The 20,585-nt window shown below is 61.1% G+C and carries 19 protein-coding genes; 11 read left to right on the top strand and 8 right to left on the bottom strand.

The features are described 5' to 3' along the window. The first annotated feature begins 76 nt into the window (after positions 1-76). The 8 genes from hisC (at position 77) to hisIE (ending at position 6,595) form a co-directional block, all read left to right on the top strand. On the top strand, positions 77-1,156 hold the full coding sequence (gene hisC, locus QMK33_RS11840; RefSeq protein WP_283564797.1) for a histidinol-phosphate transaminase: 1,080 nt from the start codon (positions 77-79) through the stop codon (positions 1,154-1,156). Beyond that, positions 1,153-1,569, top strand: coding sequence for a hypothetical protein (locus tag QMK33_RS11835; RefSeq protein ID WP_283564796.1), 417 nt, complete (start codon positions 1,153-1,155; stop codon positions 1,567-1,569). Before hisC ends, QMK33_RS11835 begins: the two co-directional genes overlap by 4 nt. After that, on the top strand, positions 1,566-2,669 hold the full coding sequence (hisB, locus tag QMK33_RS11830) for a bifunctional histidinol-phosphatase/imidazoleglycerol-phosphate dehydratase HisB (RefSeq protein ID WP_283564795.1): 1,104 nt from the start codon (positions 1,566-1,568) through the stop codon (positions 2,667-2,669). Before QMK33_RS11835 ends, hisB begins: the two co-directional genes overlap by 4 nt. 59 nt (positions 2,670-2,728) lie before the next feature. Further along, on the top strand, positions 2,729-3,409 hold the full coding sequence (gene hisH / locus QMK33_RS11825; RefSeq protein WP_283564794.1) for an imidazole glycerol phosphate synthase subunit HisH: 681 nt from the start codon (positions 2,729-2,731) through the stop codon (positions 3,407-3,409). 59 nt (positions 3,410-3,468) lie between these two features. Continuing rightward, a complete protein-coding gene (gene hisA, locus QMK33_RS11820; RefSeq protein WP_283564793.1) occupies positions 3,469-4,191 on the top strand; it encodes a 1-(5-phosphoribosyl)-5-[(5-phosphoribosylamino)methylideneamino]imidazole-4-carboxamide isomerase in 723 nt (240 codons plus the stop codon). Between the two features lie 459 nt (positions 4,192-4,650). Beyond that, entirely contained in the window at positions 4,651-5,436 is a 786-nt protein-coding gene (gene hisF, locus QMK33_RS11815) for an imidazole glycerol phosphate synthase subunit HisF (protein ID WP_283564792.1), read from the top strand. Between the two features lie 38 nt (positions 5,437-5,474). Beyond that, the gene (locus QMK33_RS11810; protein WP_283564791.1) at positions 5,475-5,876 is read left to right on the top strand and encodes a VOC family protein; all 402 of its coding nucleotides are present in this window, start codon (positions 5,475-5,477) and stop codon (positions 5,874-5,876) included. A 44-nt stretch (positions 5,877-5,920) separates the two neighbouring features. Then, positions 5,921-6,595 (top strand): bifunctional phosphoribosyl-AMP cyclohydrolase/phosphoribosyl-ATP diphosphatase HisIE, encoded by a 675-nt coding sequence (gene hisIE / locus QMK33_RS11805; RefSeq protein WP_349361734.1) that lies wholly within the window; start codon positions 5,921-5,923, stop codon positions 6,593-6,595. A 145-nt stretch (positions 6,596-6,740) separates the two neighbouring features. On the opposite strand, the gene QMK33_RS11800 is transcribed toward hisIE, so the two are convergent. The 5 genes from QMK33_RS11800 to QMK33_RS11780 form a co-directional block, all read right to left on the bottom strand. Continuing rightward, a complete protein-coding gene (locus QMK33_RS11800; RefSeq protein ID WP_283564790.1) occupies positions 6,741-7,814 on the bottom strand; it encodes a hypothetical protein in 1,074 nt (357 codons plus the stop codon). Positions 7,815-8,569: 755 nt separating this feature from the next. Then, positions 8,570-9,757: a tetratricopeptide repeat protein gene (locus tag QMK33_RS11795; protein ID WP_283564789.1), complete on the bottom strand. Its 1,188-nt coding sequence runs from the start codon at positions 9,755-9,757 to the stop codon at positions 8,570-8,572. A gap of 220 nt (positions 9,758-9,977) precedes the next feature. Continuing rightward, positions 9,978-12,608 (bottom strand): DNA gyrase subunit A, encoded by a 2,631-nt coding sequence (gyrA, locus tag QMK33_RS11790; RefSeq protein ID WP_283564788.1) that lies wholly within the window; start codon positions 12,606-12,608, stop codon positions 9,978-9,980. 258 nt (positions 12,609-12,866) lie between these two features. After that, on the bottom strand, positions 12,867-13,136 hold the full coding sequence (locus QMK33_RS11785) for a hypothetical protein (RefSeq protein ID WP_283564787.1): 270 nt from the start codon (positions 13,134-13,136) through the stop codon (positions 12,867-12,869). A 375-nt stretch (positions 13,137-13,511) separates the two neighbouring features. After that, positions 13,512-14,198, bottom strand: a complete 687-nt coding sequence (locus tag QMK33_RS11780) for an HD domain-containing protein (protein ID WP_283564786.1) — start codon at positions 14,196-14,198, stop codon at positions 13,512-13,514. 102 nt (positions 14,199-14,300) lie between these two features. On the opposite strand from QMK33_RS11780, the gene QMK33_RS11775 reads away from it, so the two are divergent. Beyond that, complete coding sequence (locus tag QMK33_RS11775; protein WP_283564785.1) at positions 14,301-15,296, top strand: NAD(P)H-dependent glycerol-3-phosphate dehydrogenase; 996 nt, start codon at positions 14,301-14,303, stop codon at positions 15,294-15,296. 7 nt (positions 15,297-15,303) lie between these two features. On the opposite strand, the gene QMK33_RS23600 is transcribed toward QMK33_RS11775, so the two are convergent. Next, positions 15,304-15,525 carry a hypothetical protein gene (locus QMK33_RS23600; RefSeq protein ID WP_502867061.1) on the bottom strand — a complete coding sequence of 74 codons (222 nt, stop codon included), beginning with the start codon at positions 15,523-15,525 and terminating at the stop codon, positions 15,304-15,306. A 541-nt stretch (positions 15,526-16,066) separates the two neighbouring features. On the opposite strand from QMK33_RS23600, the gene QMK33_RS11765 reads away from it, so the two are divergent. Next, positions 16,067-16,537 carry an HAD domain-containing protein gene (locus QMK33_RS11765; protein WP_283564783.1) on the top strand — a complete coding sequence of 157 codons (471 nt, stop codon included), beginning with the start codon at positions 16,067-16,069 and terminating at the stop codon, positions 16,535-16,537. Between the two features lie 5 nt (positions 16,538-16,542). Continuing rightward, the gene (locus tag QMK33_RS11760; protein WP_283564782.1) at positions 16,543-16,971 is read left to right on the top strand and encodes an EamA family transporter; all 429 of its coding nucleotides are present in this window, start codon (positions 16,543-16,545) and stop codon (positions 16,969-16,971) included. Positions 16,972-17,002: 31 nt separating this feature from the next. On the opposite strand, the gene QMK33_RS11755 is transcribed toward QMK33_RS11760, so the two are convergent. Both QMK33_RS11755 and QMK33_RS11750 read right to left on the bottom strand, forming a co-directional pair. Continuing rightward, positions 17,003-18,517, bottom strand: coding sequence for a glycosyltransferase family protein (locus QMK33_RS11755; protein WP_283564781.1), 1,515 nt, complete (start codon positions 18,515-18,517; stop codon positions 17,003-17,005). A gap of 262 nt (positions 18,518-18,779) precedes the next feature. Next, on the bottom strand, positions 18,780-20,585 hold the full coding sequence (locus tag QMK33_RS11750; RefSeq protein ID WP_283564780.1) for a hypothetical protein: 1,806 nt from the start codon (positions 20,583-20,585) through the stop codon (positions 18,780-18,782).

The following is a 20,585-nucleotide window of genomic DNA, read 5'->3' as shown; positions in this document are numbered from 1 at the left end:
AGTGGCACTCCGTTTCCGCGTGCCTCAGTGCGTTCAACGACAAACGGAGTACCACTCCGTTTTACAGTCCAAGAAAATGTCCTTCGATTTAGAATCCCTTATTCGCCCTAATATCCGGGCCATGAAGCCGTACTCGTCGGCCCGCGACGAGTTCACCGGCGAGGCTCAGGTGATGCTCGACGCCAATGAGAACAGCCTTGGCAGCGCTGGCCCCGCGCAGTTCAACCGCTACCCCGACCCGCAGCAGCGCGCCGTAAAGGCCGCGCTGGCCCAGCTGAAAGGAGTGGCGCCCGCTCAGATTTTCCTCGGCAACGGTTCTGATGAGGCCATCGACCTGCTGGTGCGCCTCACCTGCACGCCCGGCGGCGCGGACAGCATTTTGCTGCTGCCCCCCACCTACGGCATGTACGAGGTGGCCGCCAACCTCAACGACGTGCGCATCGAGCGCCAGCCGCTCCCGGCCGGTTTCCAACTCTCGCCCGAACTCGTGGCTGGCGTGCTGGCCTCTCTGGCCAAGCTGGTGTTCCTGTGCTCGCCCAACAACCCCACCGGCAACCTGCTGCACGCCGAGGCCATTGAGGAAATTCTGCGCGGCTTCCCCGGCCTGGTGGTGGTAGACGAGGCCTACGCCGATTTCGCCGCCGCCCCCAGCTGGACAACCCGCTTGGCCGAGTTCCCTAACCTGGTGGTGCTCCAGACTTTCTCCAAGGCCTGGGGCCTGGCCGGCCTGCGCCTGGGTATGGCGTTCGCCTCGCCCGCCATCATCGGCTACCTCAATAAAATCAAACCGCCTTATAATATATCGGAGGCCACCCAGCAGCACGCGCTGGCGGCCCTGGCGGCGGCCCCGCACTTCGAGGAGTTGCGCCAGCAACTGCTCACCGGCCGCGACTGGCTGGCCGCGCGCCTGCCCGCGCTGCCCCTCGTGGCCGAGGTGTTTCCCTCCGATGCCAACTTCCTGCTGGTCCGCTTCCACCCCGATGCTACCGCCGTGTACGAGTACCTGCTGAGTCGCGGCATCGTGGTGCGCAACCGCACCACCCAGCCCGGCTGCGCCGGTACGCTGCGCCTCACGGTCGGCTCGCCCGAGGAAAATGAGAAGCTGCTGGCGGCACTCGGGGAGTTTGAATTGGCTAGCCAGGGAATTGCGAGATGACTTCTTACAGCTGGCAGGTTGGAGATGGTATTGTGCAGAAACTAGAAGTGGATTTTAGTGCTAAACGAACCGCCATTTATCTGACGCGTTGGGTAGGACCAACGGCCGAAGAAGAAGAGAAAATTACCATTCTCTTTACTGGCGTTGCATTACAGAATTTCAAAGACTTTAGCACATTCAATCTGTTCTCCGACATGGAGGAGGCTACCGACGCCAAAGAGTTTTGGCATTTGTACAGCGATTGGTTGGAGCGCAATAAAAACTATCAGTCAAGAGGCGTTTTAGAAAATATTGCGGCTGACACCTCCCTGCGGTATTTCTCCGTCGAAGCTAGTCATGGCGTGGATGGCTTTATTATCTGTAAAGACCTGTTGATTTCGACGCAAGGGAAATCCCGTTACTATCACTCATGAAAAAAATTCTCTTCATCGACCGCGACGGCACCATCCTCATCGAGCCGCCGACCGACTACCAGATTGATGCCTGGCATAAGTTCGACTTCGTGCCCGGTGCTATTACCGCCCTGGCCCAACTGGCCCGCGATGGCGAGTACGAGCTGGTGCTGGTTACCAACCAGGACGGCCTCGGCACCGAGAGCTACCCCGAGGATACCTTCTGGCCTTACCAGCAAAAAATGCTGGACATCCTGAAGGGGGAGGGGGTCGAGTTCAGTGATATTCTCATTGACCGCAGCTTTGCCCACGACCCGGCCCCGACGCGCAAGCCCGGCACCGCGCTGCTCACCCGCTACCTCGACCCGGCCAATGGCTACGACCTGGCGCACTCCTACGTTATCGGCGACCGCGGCACCGATGTGCAGCTGGCCGAGAACCTGGGCTGCCGCGCCATCCTGCTGCACGCCGAGGCCGACGAGCGCGCCGCGCTCAGCACCACTGACTGGGCCGCCGTGTACGAGCACCTGCGCCGCCCGCCGCGCCGCGCCCACATCATGCGCAACACCAACGAGACGCGCATTGAGGTTATCCTCAACCTCGACGGCACCGGCCACACCGACTGCAAAACCGGGCTGGGTTTCTATGACCACATGCTTGACCAATTGGGTAAGCACAGCGGCTGTGACCTCTACGTGCGCACCCACGGCGACCTGCACATCGACGAGCACCACACCGTGGAAGACACGGCCATCGCCATTGGTGCGGCCTACGACGAGGCCATCGGCGACAAGCGTGGTGTGAACCGCTACGGCTTTCTGCTGCCCATGGATGATGCCCTGGCCCAAGCGGCCATTGATTTTTCCGGCCGGCCCTGGCTGGTGTGGGCCGCCGATTTCAAGCGCGAGCGGGTGGGCGATGTTCCCACCGAGCTGTTTTACCATTTCTTCAAAAGCTTCTCCGACGCTGCCCGCTGCAACCTCAATATTAAGTGTGAGGGCGACAATGAGCACCATAAAATCGAGGCTATTTTCAAGGCCGTGGCCAAGTCCATCAAGCTGGCCCTGGTGCGCGACCCGGCCGGTCAGCACGTGATACCCAGTACGAAAGGAATTCTGTAAACTGTATTTATCATTTGGGTAAACTTGGATAAAGTACCCGCTTAACCAAATGTTTTAACATGAACATCGCCGTTATCGATTACCAGGGCGGCAACGTGCAGTCCGTGCTCTTTGCCTTGGAGCGCCTGGGCATGAACGCCACGCTCACTTCGGACCCCGACGTAATTCGTGGGGCCGACCGGGTGCTATTTCCGGGGGAAGGTGAGGCTAGCTCGGCCATGCGGGCCTTGCGCGCCGCCGGCCTCGATAAGGTGTTGCCTACGCTTACGCAGCCGTTCCTGGGCATCTGCCTGGGGATGCAGCTGCTGGGCCGTCATAGCCAGGAGGGCCCGGCTGGTGGTACCGAACTGCTAGGAATGCTGCCCTTCGACGTGGTCCGTTTCACGCCGCCCGACGCGGCGCATAAGGTGCCTCACATGGGCTGGAACAACCTGCACGACCTGAAAACGCCGTTGTTTGCGGGGCTGCACGAGCCCGTTGAGGTGAGTGCCCAGTCAGACTCGAACCAAGTGCTGGCCCCCTCGTTGCTGCCCACGGCGGCCGACTACGTGTACTTCGTGCACAGCTACTACGCACCGGTGGGCGACTACACCATTGCCCAGACCAGCTACCCGGCGGGCGTGCCGTTTAGTGCCGGGGTGCGCTACCGCAACTTCTACGGCTTGCAGTTTCACGTGGAGAAAAGCGGCCCGGTGGGCGAGCGAATTCTCCATAATTTCCTGACGGGTGACCTCGGCTAGTTTGTTTACTCAAATGTTATAAAATGGGTACTACGCACGGCGCCACCCATATTACTCAAATGTATATAATACCCGCTATCGACCTCATCAACGGGGCTTGCGTGCGCCTGACGGGTGGTGATTTTGCCCGCCAGACCACCTACGCCGCCGACCCGCTGGCCCAGGCCCAGTACTTCGAGCAGCTCGGGGCTACTCACCTGCATTTGGTGGACCTTGACGGGGCCCGCGCCCGCGAGCCGCGCCAGCTGCCCATTTTGGAGCGCATTGCCCGCCATACGAAACTGCACATCGACTTTGGCGGCGGTATCCAGACCACGGCTTCGGCTGAGGCAGCGTTTGCGGCTGGCGCGGCGCAGCTCACGGCTGGCAGCATTGCGGCCCGCGAGCCGGCGCTGGTAGGGGAGTGGCTGGCCCGGTTCGGGGCCGACCGTATTATTATCGGGGCCGATTTTAAGGGGGAGCATATCGCCGTGAGCGCCTGGACCGAGCAGTCGGACCAGACCCTGACGGGGTTCATCGGGACTTACCTGGCGGCCGGGGCTACCACCTTTATCTGCACCGACGTGAGCCGCGATGGCCAGCTACAAGGCCCCGCCACCGATACCTACTCGGCCCTGCGGCAGCAGTTCCCGACCGCGCAATTTGTGGCCAGTGGGGGAGTTACCACCGTGGCCGACGTGACCGCGCTGCGGGAGTTAGGTATGGCCGGGGCCATCATTGGCAAGGCTATTTACGAGGGTACTATTACGGAGGCGGAGCTGCGGGGGGAATTGCAACGCTAGTAGTTACTTCACCGGATATGACTTACTCTCCAGTTAATCAAGGCTTGTCAGAAGTGGAGCAGGCAACCGGCAACAGGTTGCACTGCACTGTATATATCTGCGTCACCACAACGGGTATGTTCGCCAGCGCAGACTCGAACTGCTGCTGGTTGCCCCGGCTGAGTCATTTACGACTCCGTTCACGTTTAGCTTAATCGGGGAGTATGTAAAGGAAATTCTCGAAGTCCTGGAGGCTGCCCTCCTGCCCGAATTGCTAGCCAGTTACGTCGGCTTTATTCGGGAAAACCCTGGGTATTGGCAACGCACGCAGGGATGGGTGGCCAGCTACTGGGATGTCTACTACCGGGGCCGCTACCGGGGCGGCACAGCGTTTCGGCACTACGTCGGGGCCCGGTTATTACAAAAACTAAAACATGCGCTTCCGCAACCTACGTTAACCTGATTCTTGCTTACGCCATTATGCTTACCAAACGCCTCATTGCCTGCCTCGACGTGCAGAACGGCCGCACTGTCAAAGGCACCAACTTCGTGAACCTGCGCGACGCCGGCGACCCCGTGGCCCTGGCCGCGCGCTACGCTCAGGAGGGCATCGACGAACTGGTACTGCTCGATATCACGGCCACCGTGGAGAAGCGCCGCACCCTCATTGAGCTGGTGCGCAACGTGGCCCGCGAGGTCAACATTCCCTTCACCGTGGGTGGGGGCATCGGGGCGGTGGCCGACGTGGAAGCCCTGCTGCTGAGCGGGGCCGACAAGGTCAGCCTCAACTCCTCGGTGCTACGCGAGCCCGGCCTGATTGACGAGTTGGCCCGGCGCTTCGGCAGCCAGGCCATCGTGGTGGCCGTGGATGCCCGGCAGACCAACGAAACCTCCCAGGGTGCCGCTGACGAAACCTGGGAAGTGTTCACTCACGGCGGCCGCCACCCGGTGGGCCGCGAGGCGGTGGCCTGGTGCCGCGAAGCGGCCGAGCGCGGCGCGGGCGAAATCCTGCTCACCAGCATGAGCCACGACGGTACCCGCGACGGCTACGCGCTGGGCTTCACCCGGGCCGTGTCGGCTGCCGTGGGTGTGCCGGTTATTGCCTCGGGCGGGGCGGGGGCGGCCTCACACTTCCGCGACGTGCTGCTGCCGGGTGGGGCCGAGGCGGCGCTGGCGGCCAGCGTCTTTCACTTCGGTGACCTCTCGGTGGCCGGCCTCAAAAACTACCTGCTGGCCGAGGGCGTGGCCATGCGCCCGGCGGGATAGGGTAAGTACTGATACAAATAATTGATAATTAATTAGTTATGATACAGCAAATAGCGCACGTCACGGTGTTGGTCACGGATTACGACGAAGCCATTGCCTTTTACACGCAGCAGCTCGGGTTTCGCCTGCTCACTGACACGCCACTGGGTGAGGGTAAGCGCTGGGTGCTGGTAGCCCCTGGTGGGCCCGGTGGCCCGGCTTTGTTGCTGGCTCAGGCCGACGGGCCCGCCCAACAAAGTCAGGTGGGCAAGCAGGCGGCCGGCCGGGTGTTCTTGTTTCTTACCACGGACGATTTTTGGGCCGATTACCAGCGGCTGCGAGCCAACGGGGTCGCGTTTCAGGAAATGCCCCGCGAGGAAGCCCACGCTACGGTGGTTGTCTTTGCCGACCTCTGCGGCAACCTCTGGGACCTGCTGCAACCCAAGCCGGCCCACTCGTAACCTTCTGCGCACTCACGCAGCGGCTTCGGCCGCCCTTCCTTTATATGATGGATTTAGATTTTCAAAAGATGCCCGACCAGCTTATTCCCGCCATTGTGCAGGATGCGGCCACTGGCCAGGTACTCATGCTGGGCTACTTTAATGCCGAGGCCTGGGCCCGTACCCAGGCCGAGGGTCGGGTCACATTTTTTTCCCGTTCCAAGCAGCGCCTCTGGACTAAGGGCGAGACTAGTGGTAATTTCCTGCGTGTAGTAAGCCTGCACGCCGACTGCGACCAGGACACCGTGCTGGTAATGGCCCAGCCCGACGGCCCCACCTGCCACCGCGGCACCACCAGTTGTTTTGAGCCGCTGCCTGGGCAGGAGCCTGCCCAGGTTAGCTTGTTGCTTGCCCCAGCGGTGGGCCTGCTGGCCGAGCTTGACCAGCTCATTGAGCGTCGCCGCCAGCACCCTGATGAGGAGTCCGGTTCTTATACCGTTCGTCTATTTGAGAAAGGTCTGGCCCGCATTGCCCAAAAGGTAGGGGAGGAGGCCGTGGAAACAGTGATTGACGCCATGGCGGGCAACCGTGCCGGGGTAGCCAGTGAAGCGGCCGACCTGGTGTACCACTTGTTGGTTTTGCTGCGCGCCACCGGTTCTTCGTTGGACGAGATGCTTACCGTGCTGCGTCAGCGCCATCAAACTATCAGTGGTGGTCAGCGCCGGCCTTTGCCCGAGTAATAAGGTGTGTTCTGAAAAAGAAAAAAAGTGGGGAGTTGAAGTCGTTTTGAAAACACGAACTTCAACTCCCCACTTTTTTAGTAGCTACCTATAAACTTAACATAATTATTAGCTAGCACTTCAACTAGCTGATAATGAGGCTATGCTACTTTCGCAATTGTCGCTCTATCTTATCCAGTAGCGCCCTTACTAAAGCGAGGTCTTCCACATCGGTGACTTCTAATTGCGTCTGCATACCCGGGCCAGCTAGGTGAATAGTAAAAGACTTTAGTCCGGTACTCGTCTTAGTGTCAGCGTTTGGGATGGTGGGAGCCGAGGGTTGGTTCAGGGATATTTGCGGAGCCATGGGGAGTTTGGCAGGCTGCACAACGGCTTCCGGGCGGCTGGGCACCGTTGTCGCTTCAGGCGTGTGCTTGGCTGGTTCGCTGGTCAAGCCGAAGAGATGGGCAATGGCATCGGCCGTGGCTGCCGGGGCCGGGCGGGCGGGTGGTAGGCTGCTGATTCGCCCGCTTGGTGTAGTTGCTGGAGCCTTGGATGCAACCGGGCCCGCTGATTCGGGTAACTCCGGAGCGTTTTTCTCTGAAGTAGCCGTGTTACTTGTGCCAGATTTTTCCGATTTATCATCCTCTTCCCTCTCATCCGAGAGTTCCTCGGGTGGAACAGCAGGGTTTGGATTTTGCCGAAAGATATTGGGCGCGAGGGCCGGGCTCGCCAACTCGCGCCGCGGTGGCTGCTGGGCGGCCAGTTGGTCGATATCTGCCAGGATATTGTCCTCATTGAGGAGCCCAACCATGCGTGCTCCGTCCGTAAAGGCTTTTGCCACGCTCTGCGCATTTATCTCCTCCACGTCGAACTCCCGCATCAGCAGCACGTCCAGCATGGCTACGGGTAGCTCACGGGAGCGAAACTTGCGGCACAGCTGCGTAAAGAGGGGCGGGTTAAGAAACGCTTCCCGGTGAAAGAGTAATTCTTCTTGCTTGTCGTACGCGTGCTTAATCCGCCGGAAAAGGGTCGTGGTCGTCAGCATTTCCCGTTTACTGGTTAGGAGCCCAAACTTCACGGCGGAGCCAACTATGGCCTTAAAAGAGCCGCTTACTTTGCGGTTTAGCTTTCGGGCGCTGGTTTCGAGGGCGCACTTGCCCCCGGTGTCGTCAACTACTTCGGCTACTTCCCAAGCTCCTGTGTAACCGGTGCGGGGGTAGTCAATCAGCTTTGGCATAAAATAGAAAGGGATGGTTAGGCAGTGCAAGTATAAAGAATAAAACCCGTAAAGTCATTAAAAGTATAAAAAAGTTCATAAATACTATCAAATTATACTTTTTTATACTTTTAATGACTTGGTATTAATGGATATTTTTTATACTGATGGTATCCATTATAATACCAGTAAGTAAAAACCACTAGGGGAGTACTGTTCTCTGTTTCCTATATAACTACAAATACACAGTAGTGAAATACAGTAAAATTGGAAAGTGTCAATCGTATTTAAGGTAGCTTAGATACAACCGCGCTGGGCTTATATCACTACAGCAATGAGAAGCTACTAGATACCCGTCGCTAGGTAGTTTGCTATAGGAAGATGCTTATCTGGCGTCCACGCAGGGAAGCATCTTCACTGCGCGGGTAATCTCACCGGTTAGCAATACGTTTGCTTACAAATTGAGAATACGCACACAGCGCATTCTGCTTTTCTTTTCCACTTTGTAGCGCTGACTCATTGAATCTAGGAGAAGCTAGTAAAATTGAGCAACACAGCATCAAAAAGCCAACTACTGTGTCACCTGTGCCTGGCAACATGCCGTGAACCCTTCTCCAAGTTCGATTTGTCTTATAATTTATATTATGTTAAATTGAACTTTGGTAGAACCGTCTGACCCTTCTTATCGGCTACCCTCTTCATTCAGTACAGACAAAAAAATATCCCAACCTTACGGCTGGGATATGTTAAGCTTTCGAATGGCAATGTGCCATTCGTTATTTCTTCAACGCTTGCAGGCGGTCTTCCATACGCTTGGAGTCGGCATTACGGCCCAACCGGAAGTACGCTTTTTGCAAGGCACTGATGCTACCCGCGTCATTGGGCTGAATTTCCAGCGCCTTCTCAAAATACGGCACCGCCGCTTCAAAATATTTTTTGCCTTCCGCCTCCACCGGCTTGCCTTTCAGCTGGTAGGTTTTCAAATCCATCTTACTGGCTTTGGTGTAGAGGGTGGCAGCCTGGTTGAAATTATAGATACCCAAGTTGAACTGCGCATCAAAATTCTTCGGGTCCAACTCAACAGCTTTTTTGAAAGCCCCCACGGCCAGGTCCTGCTGCTTGTTGGAGTCGTAGACCGAGCCCAGTACACCATACAAGTTGGAGTTGGTCGGGTCTACTTCAATAGCGTGCTTGATTTTATCAATCGCCTCCTTGCCGCGTCCCGTAGTGATATAGGAGTTCAACTCCTGGGTCAGGAACACTTTATTGTTAGGGTACGCCGCGATGGCATCCTTCAAAATTTGCTGCTGCCCGGCCGTATCGTTCTGCTGCTGCGCAATCTGGAGCAGCCGCGTGTACATGGGCACCGACTTGTAACCCATGCCCAGCAACTGGGTGTAATTGGCTTTGGCACCAGCCAAATCCTGCTTGGCCTCCATGGCATAAGCCCCGTAGAGCACAGCCGTGGTGTCCTTGGGGTTGAGCATCGCGGCCATCTTATAGCTGGCAATGGCCTTGTCGTAATCCTTGTCGTTGTAGCTTTTAACGGCGTCGTTGAAGGCTAATCCGTACAGGTTTTGAAGGCGCGCGGGCACCTGCTTGCCGTATTCGCCGGTGGGGCCGTCAAGCTCCAAGGCTTTATTATACGACTCGGCCGCTTTTTGCAGGGGCTCGCCCGGCTTCATATCCTTGGTGTACTTCCCGAACAAGGCCTGGGTACTGGGGTCCACCAGCTGGTAATAGATGTCGCCGCGGGTGAACCAGGCTTTTGGCTTATCCTTATCCTTGGTTTTATCACTGGTAGTAGCCTGGTCGATGCTCACGATAGCTTTGTCCAGCTGGCCGGCTTTCTGGCTAAGGATAGCATTGGTAATAGCCGAGCTCTGCGCGAGCGCGGGCGTGGCCACGCCCGCGGCGACCGTAAGAGCGGCCGAAGCGGCCAGCGTCAGAAAGGTATTTTTCATTGGGAAGAGAAAGAAAGAGATTATTACGAGGCAAAACTACACCCGCCGGGCAAACCGGGCCGGCAGTGGCTCACGAACTTCTACGAGTTACCGCCCAGCCGGTTTGCCTTGGGCAGGAAGTCCGCAGCCAAATCAGGGGCCCGGCCAACTCGCCAACTCCTTGAAAAAGGGGCCGCTCACTAGCGCGCGGCCCCTCTCCTAGTCTGGGGCTAACGCCAGTTTACTGCTGGTCGTCGGCTTCTTCGGTAGTCTCCTCGTCAGCATCGGCTTCATCGCCCGCATCAGACTCGTCCACCAGTTCAACATCATCAGTATCCACCAGCGTTACGGACGACAAGAGTCCGTCGCCTGCCCCCACCAGCGCGGCCCCGGCCAGGGCCTCTACCGCCAACGGGTCCAGCTCGACTTCGGCGGCCGCTACTTTGGCCACCGACGAAATCTCATCATTAGCAGCCACCTTAAACAGGCGCACGCCCTGCGTGGCCCGGCCAATTGTGCGCAACTCACTCATACTCAAGCGAATAGTAAGGCCCGAACGGTTGATAATCATCAAATCGTCGGCGTCGCTCACGGCCTGAATCGACACCAGCTTACCGGTTTTGTCGGTCAGGTTCATGGCACGCACACCCTTGCCGCCGCGGTTAGTGATGCGGTACTCATCGAGCGACGAACGCTTGCCGTACCCATTCTCACTCACCACCAGCAGCTCCTGGCTGGCATCGGCGATGCACACCATCCCCACCACGCGGTCGCCGGGCTCCTCCCCCAGCGTAATGCCGCGCACCCCGGCCGCCGTGCGGCCCATGGGGCGCACCTTGGTTTCGGGAAAGCGCACAGCCCGGCCCGAGCGCAGGGCCAGAATGACTTCGGCATTGCCCGTGAGCAGCTGCACGTCGAGCAGGCGGTCGCCCTCGTTGATGGTAATGGCGTTGATGCCCGCGGCCCGGGGGCGCGAGTAGGCCACCAGCGGGGTCTTTTTCACCGTGCCCTGCTCGGTGCAGAACATAAGGAAGGTGTTTTCCAGGTAATCGGCCGAGCGCAGGTTGCGCACATTGAGCACCGAGCGCACCGCGTCTTCCTTGGGCTTGTCGATGAGGTTCTGCAGGGGCGTGCCCTTGGTAGTTTTCGCCGATTCGGGCACTTCGTAGGCCCGCAGCCAGAACATGCGGCCCTGCTCGGTGAAGATGAGCAGGTACTCGTGGGTGGTGGCCACGAACAGGTGCTCCGTAAAGTCGTCCTGCTTGGAGCCCGCGCCGCGGGCTCCTACCCCACCGCGACCCTGGGTGCGGTACTCATCGAGGCTGGTGCGCTTGATGTAACCCTCGCGGCTCACGGTAATCACCATCGCCTCATCGGCAATCATGTCCTCCATTGAGAAGTCGCCGCCGGCGTGGTTGATGGTCGTGCGGCGGCCGTCGCCGTAGCGCTCGCGCATCTCCACCAACTCGGTTTTGATGAGTTGGCGCTGCTCCTCGGGCGAGGCCAGGATGGCGTTCAACCGGTCGACCAGGCGCATCAGCTCCTCGTATTCACCCACGATTTTGTCGCGCTCCAGGCCGGTGAGGCGCTGCAAACGCATATCCAGGATGGCGCGGGCCTGCACTTCGCTCAGGGCAAAGCGCTCGATGAGGCCGGCGCGGGCCAGTTCGGGGTCGCGCGATTCGCGAATGAGCTTAATCACCTCGTCGAGGTGGTCGAGGGCGATGAGCAGACCCTCCAGAATGTGCGCCCGCTTCTTGGCTTCGGCCAGCTCATAGCGCGTGCGGCGCACAATCACTTCCTCGCGGTGTTCCACGAAGTACATGATGAGCTGCTGCAGGTTGAGCGTCATCGGGCGGCCCTTCACCAGGCACACGTTGTTGACGCCGAACGAGCTTTGCAGTTGCGTATACTTAAATAAGTTGTTGAGCACCACCGTGTTCAAGGCGTCGCGCTTGAGCTCGTATACCACCCGCATGCCGTCGCGGTCGCTTTCGTCGCGCAGGGCGGCGATGCCCTCAATTTTCTTATCGTTGATGAGGGCGGCCGTCTTCTCAATCATCGAGGCCTTGTTCACCTGGTAGGGAATCTCGGTCACGATAATCTGCTCCTTGCCGTTGGGTAGGATTTCGAAGTGCGTTTTGGCCCGCATCACGATGCGGCCCCGGCCGGTTTCGAAGGCCTGCTTCACGCCCTCGGAACCGTAGATGATGCCCCCGGTAGGGAAGTCGGGGGCCGTGATGAACTCCATCAGCTCCGTAATGGTGATGTCCGGCTTGTCGAGGTAGGCGATGATGCCGTTGACGACCTCCGTCATGTTGTGCGGGGCCATGTTGGTGGCCATGCCCACGGCAATGCCGCTGGTGCCGTTCACGAGCAGGTTCGGGAACTTGGCGGGCAGCACGCTGGGCTCTTCGAGCGAGTCGTCGAAGTTGGGCTGGAAGTCCACCGTATCCTTATCGAGGTCGCCGAGCAGCTCATCCGACAAGCGCTTGAGGCGGGCCTCGGTATAGCGCATGGCGGCCGGCGAGTCGCCGTCGATGCTGCCGAAGTTGCCCTGGCCGTCCACGAGCGGGTAGCGCAGGCTCCAGTCCTGGGCCATGCGCACCATGGTGTCGTACACGCTGCTGTCGCCGTGGGGGTGGTACTTACCCAGCACCTCGCCTACGATACGGGCCGATTTTTTATAGCTTTTCGTGTACGAGACGCCTAGCTCGCTCATGCCGTAGAGCACGCGCCGGTGCACGGGCTTAAGGCCGTCGCGCACGTCGGGCAGGGCCCGGGAGATGATAACCGACATCGAGTAGTCGATATAGGCCCCGCGCATCTCGTCTTCGATGTTAATCGGGATTATTTTTTCGCCTTCGGCCATTGGATAAGCTGTTAGCTGACAGCGGCTAGCTGTTAGCTCTGTTCGAGAAAGGGCAATGACCGGGGCCGGTGCTTCCAACGGAAAAACCGACACCCCAGGCTACTGCTTGTTACCCGCGCAAGATACGGCAAAAAACCCGCTTTTCCTAGCCTCTACGCCACTTTACGGGTCCTCCCCTCCTCCCCCCGACGCGGCCGGCTGCGGCTATTCTAGGCCCGTCAAAAAGCTAAATTTGGACTTCAGGCCCTACGGCCCCGCTTATTTGAGCGATTTGCTGCGGTCGTCGGGGTTGCGCTTAGCAGGCTCGCCACGCCGAATCTTGATTTTCTCGCCCACCGCCGGGTACTGCATCTTCCAGATGGGCCGGGCGCGGTACTTTACCGCGTTGTGGTAGTGCGCTTTACGAATGTGGCACGAGTCGATGGGGCACGTGCGGCAGCCCGCCAGCGTGAACCCGGCCAGCAGCACCGTGAGCAAAAAATAGTAGCGGCGGCCTCGGCCGGCAGTTGACATAGCACCTTTTTTCATCGCCCTAAAGGTACAGGGCGGCCCCGACTACCTCCTTACCTTTACCCCGCCTCGCGCTAGGTACATCCCCCGGCCCAGCGGCTACTCCGTAAAAAAGAGAAGCCCGGCTGCTAGGAACAGACCGGGCTTCGAGAAGTGTGGGGGTTTTCGCACAACCCTTTACTTCTGAACGAATTCAACAGGACAGCGTGAAGGCGGAGTTTGAGGTAAAATTCAGGCTCCGGATGCTACCCGAGCTAGCCAAATGGCTCGGGTGGTTTCTGATGGGAGGCACGGCTTTATCAGCCGCCGCCGCTCATTGAATTAAGTAAGGGCCGGGGTCGGGCCACGTGGTTTGGCCCCGGCTTTTGGGTAGCAAATAGAACGAGGGTTTACTCAAAGCGTTGCGGGCCCGGGAACCACGCCCGACGCTGCATCAGCGCTGTCCCACTCGCGCAGAAACTGGGCCACGAACGTCTCCATGAAGCGGTGGCGCTCTTCGGCCAGCCGGCGGGCGGCGGGCGTGTGCAGGCGGTCCTTAAGGTGTAGAAGCTTCTCGTAGAAGTGGTTGAGCGTGGGGGCTGTGCTCTGTTTATACTGCTCGAAGTCGGCGTGCGACACGGGCGGCGTGGCGGGCTCGTGCAGGGAGCGGCCCTTGTGGCCGCCGTAGGCAAAGGCCCGCGCCACCCCGATGGCCCCGATGGCATCGAGGCGGTCGGCGTCCTGCACCACGGCCGCCTCGGGGCTACTCACGGGCGTTTCGACCCCCAGGCCCTTGAAACTCACTTCGCGGATAACCTGCTCGACCCGCCCCACCGTAGCCTCAAGCACCTGCTGGCTCAGCAGCCAGGCGCGGGCGGCGCGGGGGCCGGCCTCGTAGTCGCCGCCGTGAAACTTCCAGTCGGCAATGTCGTGCAGCAGGGCCGCCAGCTCGGTCACTTCCTGGTCGAGGCCGGGCTGCTCGGCGGCCAGCGCCCGCGCCACCTGCCACACCCGCCGGATGTGCGGCCAGTCGTGGCCCGAGCCTTCGGCCTGAAATTTTTCTTCGATAAAAGCGGCCGTAGCGGCGATAACTGGGGTCATGGCAAAACGGGAATTTCTGCAAATATGGGCCCTGCGGCTCTAGCTTGCGACCTGAATCCCCCCCTGACCTGCTGACGGGCGGCTCCTGCCCGCCCCTGTTTTATGGAAAAAATTGCCATGCTTGGCGGCGGCTCCTGGGCCACAGCCCTCACCAAAATCCTCTCCGAAAACGGCGCGCGCGTCGATTGGTGGCTGCGCTCGAAAGACGATGTGCAGCACCTGCTGCGCACCGGCCACAACCCGCGCTACCTCTCCTCGGTGCTCTTCGACCGCAACCTGGTGTTCCCGACTACCGACCTGGCCGATGCCGTGGCCGAGGCCGACTGGCTGGTGCTGGCCGTGCCGGCCGCCTTCGTGCAGCCCGTGCTCGACAAGCTGGGCCGCGACGCACTACGCCACAAAAAAGGCGTTATTTCGGCCATTAAGGGCATGATTCCGGGCAAGAACATCCTGGTGACCGACTACGTGCAGGAGCGCTTCCGGCTGCCCGCCGCCCAGCTCGGTGTCATTGCCGGGCCCTGCCACGCCGAGGAAGTAGCGCTCGAAAAGCAGAGCTACCTCACCATCGGCTCGCCCGACGTGAGCGGCCTGGGCAGCGCCTTTTGCCAGCTGCTGCGCAACCGCTACGTGAGCGCCCACCCCGCGGCCGACCTCGACGGCATCGAGTACTGCGCCGTGATGAAAAACATCATTGCCCTGACCGGCGGCATTGCCCACGGCCTGGGCTACGGCGACAACTTTCTGGCCGTGCTGGTGAGCAACGCGGTGCAGGAAATCCGGCGCTTTTTACAGGCCATCTCGCCCCAGCCGCGCGACCTCTCGGCCTCAGCCTACCTCGGCGATTTGCTGGTAACGGCCTACTCGCAGTTTTCGCGCAACCGCACCTTTGGCAATATGGTGGGCCGCGGCTACTCCGTAAAATCGGCCCAGCTGGAGATGAACATGGTAGCCGAGGGCTACTACGCCGTGAAGAGCATTCACGAGCTGAATAAGCAGCTCAAGGTGAATATGCCCATTACTACGGCCGCGTATAATATTCTCTATGAGCGCATTGCGCCGGCCGTGGAGTTGGAGATTTTGAAGGAGAAGCTGCGATAATGGCCTTTTACCACGCTATTACAAACACCAGACTGACAATAGCAACTAGCCAAAAAATAATTACCAAAACATACCCACCAGATTGCTCAAAACTAGTTTCAATGAAACAGTCAGCGGGATTACTAGGGTCATATATAATTGACACTTCGGTTCCTTTGGTTGGAGTTGGAATTGATAGCCCCACCCGTGCTTCCGTTTCTTGCTTGTGGCCTTGTTGAGTGGAAAACATTATCAACGCAGTGTAAATAGTGGTGGCGCCGCTTAAGTCAGGTTTGTGCCCAATTACTATCCCTGTGGCTCGTTGCCCGATAGTACGTAATCGAGTCACCTGACTTAAGCGTCTATGTAGTCCAATGGTCACCACACTTGCGAATACCCATAACACCAAGACAAGAAACCAACTCATTCAGCTAGGATAGATAAAATTTACGAAACCAACTACCGCCCCAACCCGTTATATTTGCAGCAGTTACGAAAATAAGGGGCCGGGCACACGGCCCAACCCCTTACCCAACTACCGGAGGATGTAGGTGAGCACCAGCGCGGCCAAAGCCTTTGCTAGCCCACCCGCAAACCCGACCAATGCCGCCGTACCGATGGCATCGAGTAGTTTCTTCGCGTTGTCCCGTTTCATTGGTGATGAAGTGAAGGGTTCCAACAAACCCCCGCTTCTGAAACCCCGACTGTTAGCGCAGCCGGGGTTTCTCTTTTTCAAGAGCTACCGTAGGCCGGGGGACATACCCAACGCGCGTGCCGCAAAGGTATATACTATGATAATTCTACTCGACCTGGATGGCGTTTTAATAACTACGCCCGCCTGGCGGGCCGTGGAGCAGCATGCCGACGGCTTCTTGCAATTTAATGCCCAGGCCACAGCAAACTTGGCCCACCTGCTGCGCGAAACCGGGGCGGCCATCCTGCTCACCACTTCGCACCGCATCAATTATTCGCTGGCCGAGTGGGCGGCTTTCCTGCGCACGCGCGGCCTTGTTCCCGCGGCCCTCTCCAAAGTAGATGAGCGCACCAGCCTTTGGCCAGCCAGTACCCGCGCCGCCGAAATCACGGCGTGGGTAAGTCAGCACGGCGCTGCGGAAAACTACGTGATTCTGGACGACGACCTCTCGCTGCACAGCTTACCACCAGCCCTGAAAAACCGCTGGGTCCCCACCAAACCTCTTATTGGGCTAGACGATGCCGCGACGCAGCAAGCCTTCACTATTTTGCAGGAAAACCAGCATTAATACCTATGACCAACTGGCTGCCCCTCGCCCTGCTCACGGCCTTGTGCCTGGCGGGCTACAACTTCTTCATCAAGCTGGCCGCCGACCATGTGCCACCGGCCGTGGGCGCGGTAGTGCTGCAACTGGTGGCGGCCGGGCTGGGCGCTGGCTGGCTGCTGCGGCTCAAGCTGCTGGGGCAGCCGCTCACCCTCTCGGGCAAGGGCCTGGGGCTGGCCGCCTTGGCTGGCCTGAGCGTGGGGCTGGCCGAAATACTGACCTTCGTGGTATTTAAGCGCGGGGTGCCGGCCTCGGTGGGCACGCCCGTCATTGTGGGGGGCTCGGTGCTGCTGGCCGCGGTGCTGGGGCTGGTGGTGCTGCGCGAAAGCCTCTCGCTGGCGCAGGCCGGCGGCCTGGTGCTGGTGGTGCTGGGTATTGGCCTGCTGGCTAAAGGATGAACGTAATCAACACTCAATCAAGTACTTAAAATTAGTACTGAATAAGGGGTTGCGTGGGTGATACCGGGATGATGCGCACCAGTTCATTGCGGTAGCGCACCGGCACAGCGGGCAGCGAGCCGGCCGGCAGGGCTTCCACTTCTCCGCGCGGGCCGGGCCGGGCGGCGGGCACGTCGTAGACTACGCGTAGCGGCAGTGGGCGCTGGCCGGCGCTCAGCGCATAGTGCTGCCAGAACAGGGCGTAGGCCCGCGGCTCGACCCACACCCGGCGCAGCGGCTGGGTGCGCAGCCAGGCATAGGCCTCGCGCAGGGCCGCCTGCTGCCGGGTGTGCACGCTGATAACGGCCTGCTCGCGGTGCAGCCGGTAGCCGCCGTAGGCCCCGAGCACCAGCACCAGAACCCCCAGCCGCAGCCCAGGGGGGCCGGTAACCGTCCGCAGGCCCGGTTTCTCAGCTATTATTCCTTGCCAGTAGGCCCAGCCTACCTGCGCCAGCAGGGCCAGCAGCAGAAAAAAGGCCAGCAGCACCAGGAGCAGCGTGCGAGCGGGCGGCAGCACGTGCTGCGCCACTGAGAGCGGCAGCCACAGCAGCAACTGCGCGTAGAGCACCCAGCCCAGCCGGCGCGCGGGGGCCGGTAGCTGGCCCCGCCACAGCGCCACCGGACCCACTAGCAACAGGAGCCCGTAGGCCGCCGCGCTCAGCCCGCGCTGCCCTAGCAGCTCGGTGGCCGTACCCACCAGAAAAGGGCCCACAACCAGCCGGAACTCGGGCCAGGCCTGCCGGGCCACGTAGGGGTTGGCCAGCAGCGCCGGCCAGCCCGACACCGCCCCGATGGGCGCGTACAGTACCCCCGCCACCAGCGCAATGCCCAGCGTAGCCACCGCCAAATGCACTAGTCGTACTGGGCGCGCCCGGGCCGGGCCCCGGCCGAAGCCCACCAGCAAGGCCAGCCCCAGCCCCAGCAACGCATACACGTGCGTGGGCACGGCGTAGAGCCCCAGCGCCCCGCTCAGCCCAAACACCGCCCAGGCCAGCTGCCGCACCGGCCGCCGCCCTGCCGGGCGCAGCAGCTCCAGGGTGGCAAACAGGCCGGCCAGCGCCGCCACCAGGGTCCAGGCGTAGCCGCGCCCCGCCACGGCATAGTACGCGGCCAGCGGCGAGAGCCAGTAGAGCCCCAGCCCCAGCGTAGCCACCCCAAACCGCAGGTGGCGCAGCAGTAGCGCATACACCACGGGCAACGTAAGCAGGCCCAGCAGCGTGGGCAGCAGCCGCAGCGCCAGCTGCGGCGGGGCCGCCGGGGCCAGGGTGTGCACCAGCCCCACCAGCAGGTTGGGCAGCACGTGGTTGTTGGGGAAGGGATAATAGCTGGCCGTAACGGCCGCACCGGGCAGCACCCAGTAGTCGTAAGAAGCTATCTCATCCAGGCTAAGCGGGTAGTAACCAGCATAATAAACGCGCACGGCTACCGCCGCCAGCAGCAGCCCCAGGGCCACCCGGCGCTGCGCCGGGCGCAGCCGCTGCCAGGGCCGCACCAGCGCCGTTGCCAAGCGCCGAGCTACCCCGGCAAGAGGGGCGGCTTTTTGGCAGGAGCGCACCCGGCGTGAGGGGCAGCACTACCCAGTTGCCAATCCCAAAGAAGCCAAAGCTGCTGCGCGCCCCGCGGGCCAGCAGGGTAGCATAGTCGGTAAAGCCAAAGAGCAGGGCCAGGCCCGCCGCCGCCGCACCAAGCAGCAGCAGCTGAAACCGCACAAGAAAGCGCATGTGTATGAGTAATCAGGCCGTGGGGGCTCCCCGCCGGCCAGCGTAAAATCAGGGAGCCACAAAAATATCCAGTAGCCCGTCGTGATAGGCGGGCGGGCCCGCCACGGCGGGCCCGTAGGGCACCCGCTGGGCCCCGGGCATGCTCACCAGGTAGCGGTAGTGCACCCCCGGCCGGGGCCGGTCGTCTACCTGCCAGGGCTGGTGCCACAGCTGACTGTGCACGTAGAAGCGTAGCAAAAACCGGTGCAAAGGCTCGGGGGCCAGCACCGGGCCCGGGGGCTGCTGGCTCAGCCACTGGCCGCCCGCCAGGTACCTCACCCAGTGGCCCTGCTGCAAGCGGTTGTTGCGCTCGACAAAGAATAGCTGGGTCCCGGCAAAAGCCAGGCTGCCCACCGCCAGGAGCTGAAGGGCCCGGCGGCGCGGCAGCCCAGCGGCCGGTTGCCGCAGGCCCCAGTCGATTAGCATTGCGGCTACTACAGTCATTAGCTGCGCTTTATAATAAAGCGTGCGCTCGGGCGACTGCACCCGCTGCCCCAGCACCAGCAGGTAGGGCGCTACCAAAAACCACACGCCCGGCAGCCCCAGGCCCCGCACCAGCCGGGCCGTAGCGGCGGGCAATCGCCCGGTGGCCGCCCGCCGCCACTGCAGCGCAAAGCCCAGCAGCACCAGCAGCAGCGGCCCCACCCCCAGCCACCGGTGGCCACTCAGCCAGCCTTCCGTGAACCAGAGGTAGCGCGGCAAAACCCGCCAGAACTCCCCCACTGGCAAGGGCACCACAAACTCATTGTGAAACAGCAGCCCGGCCCCCGAGAGCAGCAGCAGCGGCGCGTACAGCAGGGCGGCCCCCACCAGCGTGAGCAGCCCCAGCCCCACGGCCCGGCCCAACAACCCCCAGGCCCGGCCGGCCAGTGCAACAAGGGCCAGCCAGCTGTAGGCCGAAAGCAGAAAATAGGCGTGCGTGGGCACTACGTACAGCCCCACCACCCCGCTGCCCACCAGCGCCGCCCACGCCACCTGCTGCCGACGCCCCGTAGCCCGGCGGGACTGGTCTACGGAGGCTGCCAGCTCTAAGACGGCGAAAAAGCCAATCCCCCCCAACCCGCACAGCAGGGAGTAGCCGCGCCCCGTTGCGCTGTGGTAGAACGCCAGCTGCGTGCTGCTGAACAAGCTCACGGCCAGCAGCGCAATGCGGAAACTACTGCGCCGCAGCAGCAGTAAAAACCAACCCACCGTAGCGGCCGTGCTCGCCAGCAGCACCGGTAGGCGCATGCTCCACCAAAAACCCGGGTACAGCTGGTAAAATACCCAGTCCAGGGTGTTGCTTAGCACGTGGTTGTTGGGGAGCGGGTAGGCGGCGCTCACCCGCAGCAGCGACCCGCGCACAAACACCTCGTACGAGACGGCATCGTCGCCGGGGACAAGTACGAAGCTGTAGTAAACGCGCAGCCCCGTGAGCGCCAGCAGCAGGCCGCTGGCCAACCAGCGCTGCCCAGGCCGGAGCTCGGCCCACCCCGCGCCCAGCCGGCGGCACAGCGCCCCCACTTCCCGGCGCAGGGCCGCGCCGCCCGCCCGGGCGGGCCCGCCCCTGCCCAGGCCCCAGGCCAGCAGCGTTGCCCCCCCCGCCAGGGCGGCCAGCCCCCGGCGCAGCCCCAGAAATTCGGCTACCGTGTACGCCCTTGGTGCCCAGTGGTAAAACTGGCGCAGCCCCGCCGCCTCGGGCCAGCTGGCCGAATACAGCACCAGCGCCGCGTAGCCCGCGCACGCCGCCAGCACGACGCAGGCCAGCAGCAGTAGCCCGCGCCCCGGGCCGAGCTTCGGAACGTGGCTAATACCAGTTTTTTGAAAATAAGTCAT

The sequence above is a fragment of the Hymenobacter sp. H14-R3 genome, from assembly GCF_030063445.1.
Taxonomy (GTDB): Bacteria; Bacteroidota; Bacteroidia; order Cytophagales; family Hymenobacteraceae; genus Hymenobacter.
Note: the sequence above shows the minus strand (reverse complement) of the source record. Positions and strands in the feature narration are given on the sequence as shown.

Excerpts from the sequence above, each read along its gene's own strand:
- hisC (WP_283564797.1), top strand. The coding sequence starts at position 77 with ATGTCCTTCGATTTAGAATCCCTTATTCGCCCTAATATCCGGGCCATG.
- QMK33_RS11835 (WP_283564796.1), top strand. The coding sequence starts at position 1,153 with ATGACTTCTTACAGCTGGCAGGTTGGAGATGGTATTGTGCAGAAACTA.
- hisB (WP_283564795.1), top strand. The coding sequence starts at position 1,566 with ATGAAAAAAATTCTCTTCATCGACCGCGACGGCACCATCCTCATCGAG.
- hisH (WP_283564794.1), top strand. The coding sequence starts at position 2,729 with ATGAACATCGCCGTTATCGATTACCAGGGCGGCAACGTGCAGTCCGTG.
- hisA (WP_283564793.1), top strand. The coding sequence starts at position 3,469 with ATGTATATAATACCCGCTATCGACCTCATCAACGGGGCTTGCGTGCGC.
- hisF (WP_283564792.1), top strand. The coding sequence starts at position 4,651 with ATGCTTACCAAACGCCTCATTGCCTGCCTCGACGTGCAGAACGGCCGC.
- QMK33_RS11810 (WP_283564791.1), top strand. The coding sequence starts at position 5,475 with ATGATACAGCAAATAGCGCACGTCACGGTGTTGGTCACGGATTACGAC.
- hisIE (WP_349361734.1), top strand. The coding sequence starts at position 5,921 with ATGATGGATTTAGATTTTCAAAAGATGCCCGACCAGCTTATTCCCGCC.
- QMK33_RS11800 (WP_283564790.1), bottom strand. The coding sequence starts at position 7,814 with ATGCCAAAGCTGATTGACTACCCCCGCACCGGTTACACAGGAGCTTGG.
- QMK33_RS11795 (WP_283564789.1), bottom strand. The coding sequence starts at position 9,757 with ATGAAAAATACCTTTCTGACGCTGGCCGCTTCGGCCGCTCTTACGGTC.
- gyrA (WP_283564788.1), bottom strand. The coding sequence starts at position 12,608 with ATGGCCGAAGGCGAAAAAATAATCCCGATTAACATCGAAGACGAGATG.
- QMK33_RS11785 (WP_283564787.1), bottom strand. The coding sequence starts at position 13,136 with ATGAAAAAAGGTGCTATGTCAACTGCCGGCCGAGGCCGCCGCTACTAT.
- QMK33_RS11780 (WP_283564786.1), bottom strand. The coding sequence starts at position 14,198 with ATGACCCCAGTTATCGCCGCTACGGCCGCTTTTATCGAAGAAAAATTT.
- QMK33_RS11775 (WP_283564785.1), top strand. The coding sequence starts at position 14,301 with ATGGAAAAAATTGCCATGCTTGGCGGCGGCTCCTGGGCCACAGCCCTC.
- QMK33_RS23600 (WP_502867061.1), bottom strand. The coding sequence starts at position 15,525 with ATGTTTTCCACTCAACAAGGCCACAAGCAAGAAACGGAAGCACGGGTG.
- QMK33_RS11765 (WP_283564783.1), top strand. The coding sequence starts at position 16,067 with ATGATAATTCTACTCGACCTGGATGGCGTTTTAATAACTACGCCCGCC.
- QMK33_RS11760 (WP_283564782.1), top strand. The coding sequence starts at position 16,543 with ATGACCAACTGGCTGCCCCTCGCCCTGCTCACGGCCTTGTGCCTGGCG.
- QMK33_RS11750 (WP_283564780.1), bottom strand. The coding sequence starts at position 20,585 with ATGACTTATTTTCAAAAAACTGGTATTAGCCACGTTCCGAAGCTCGGC.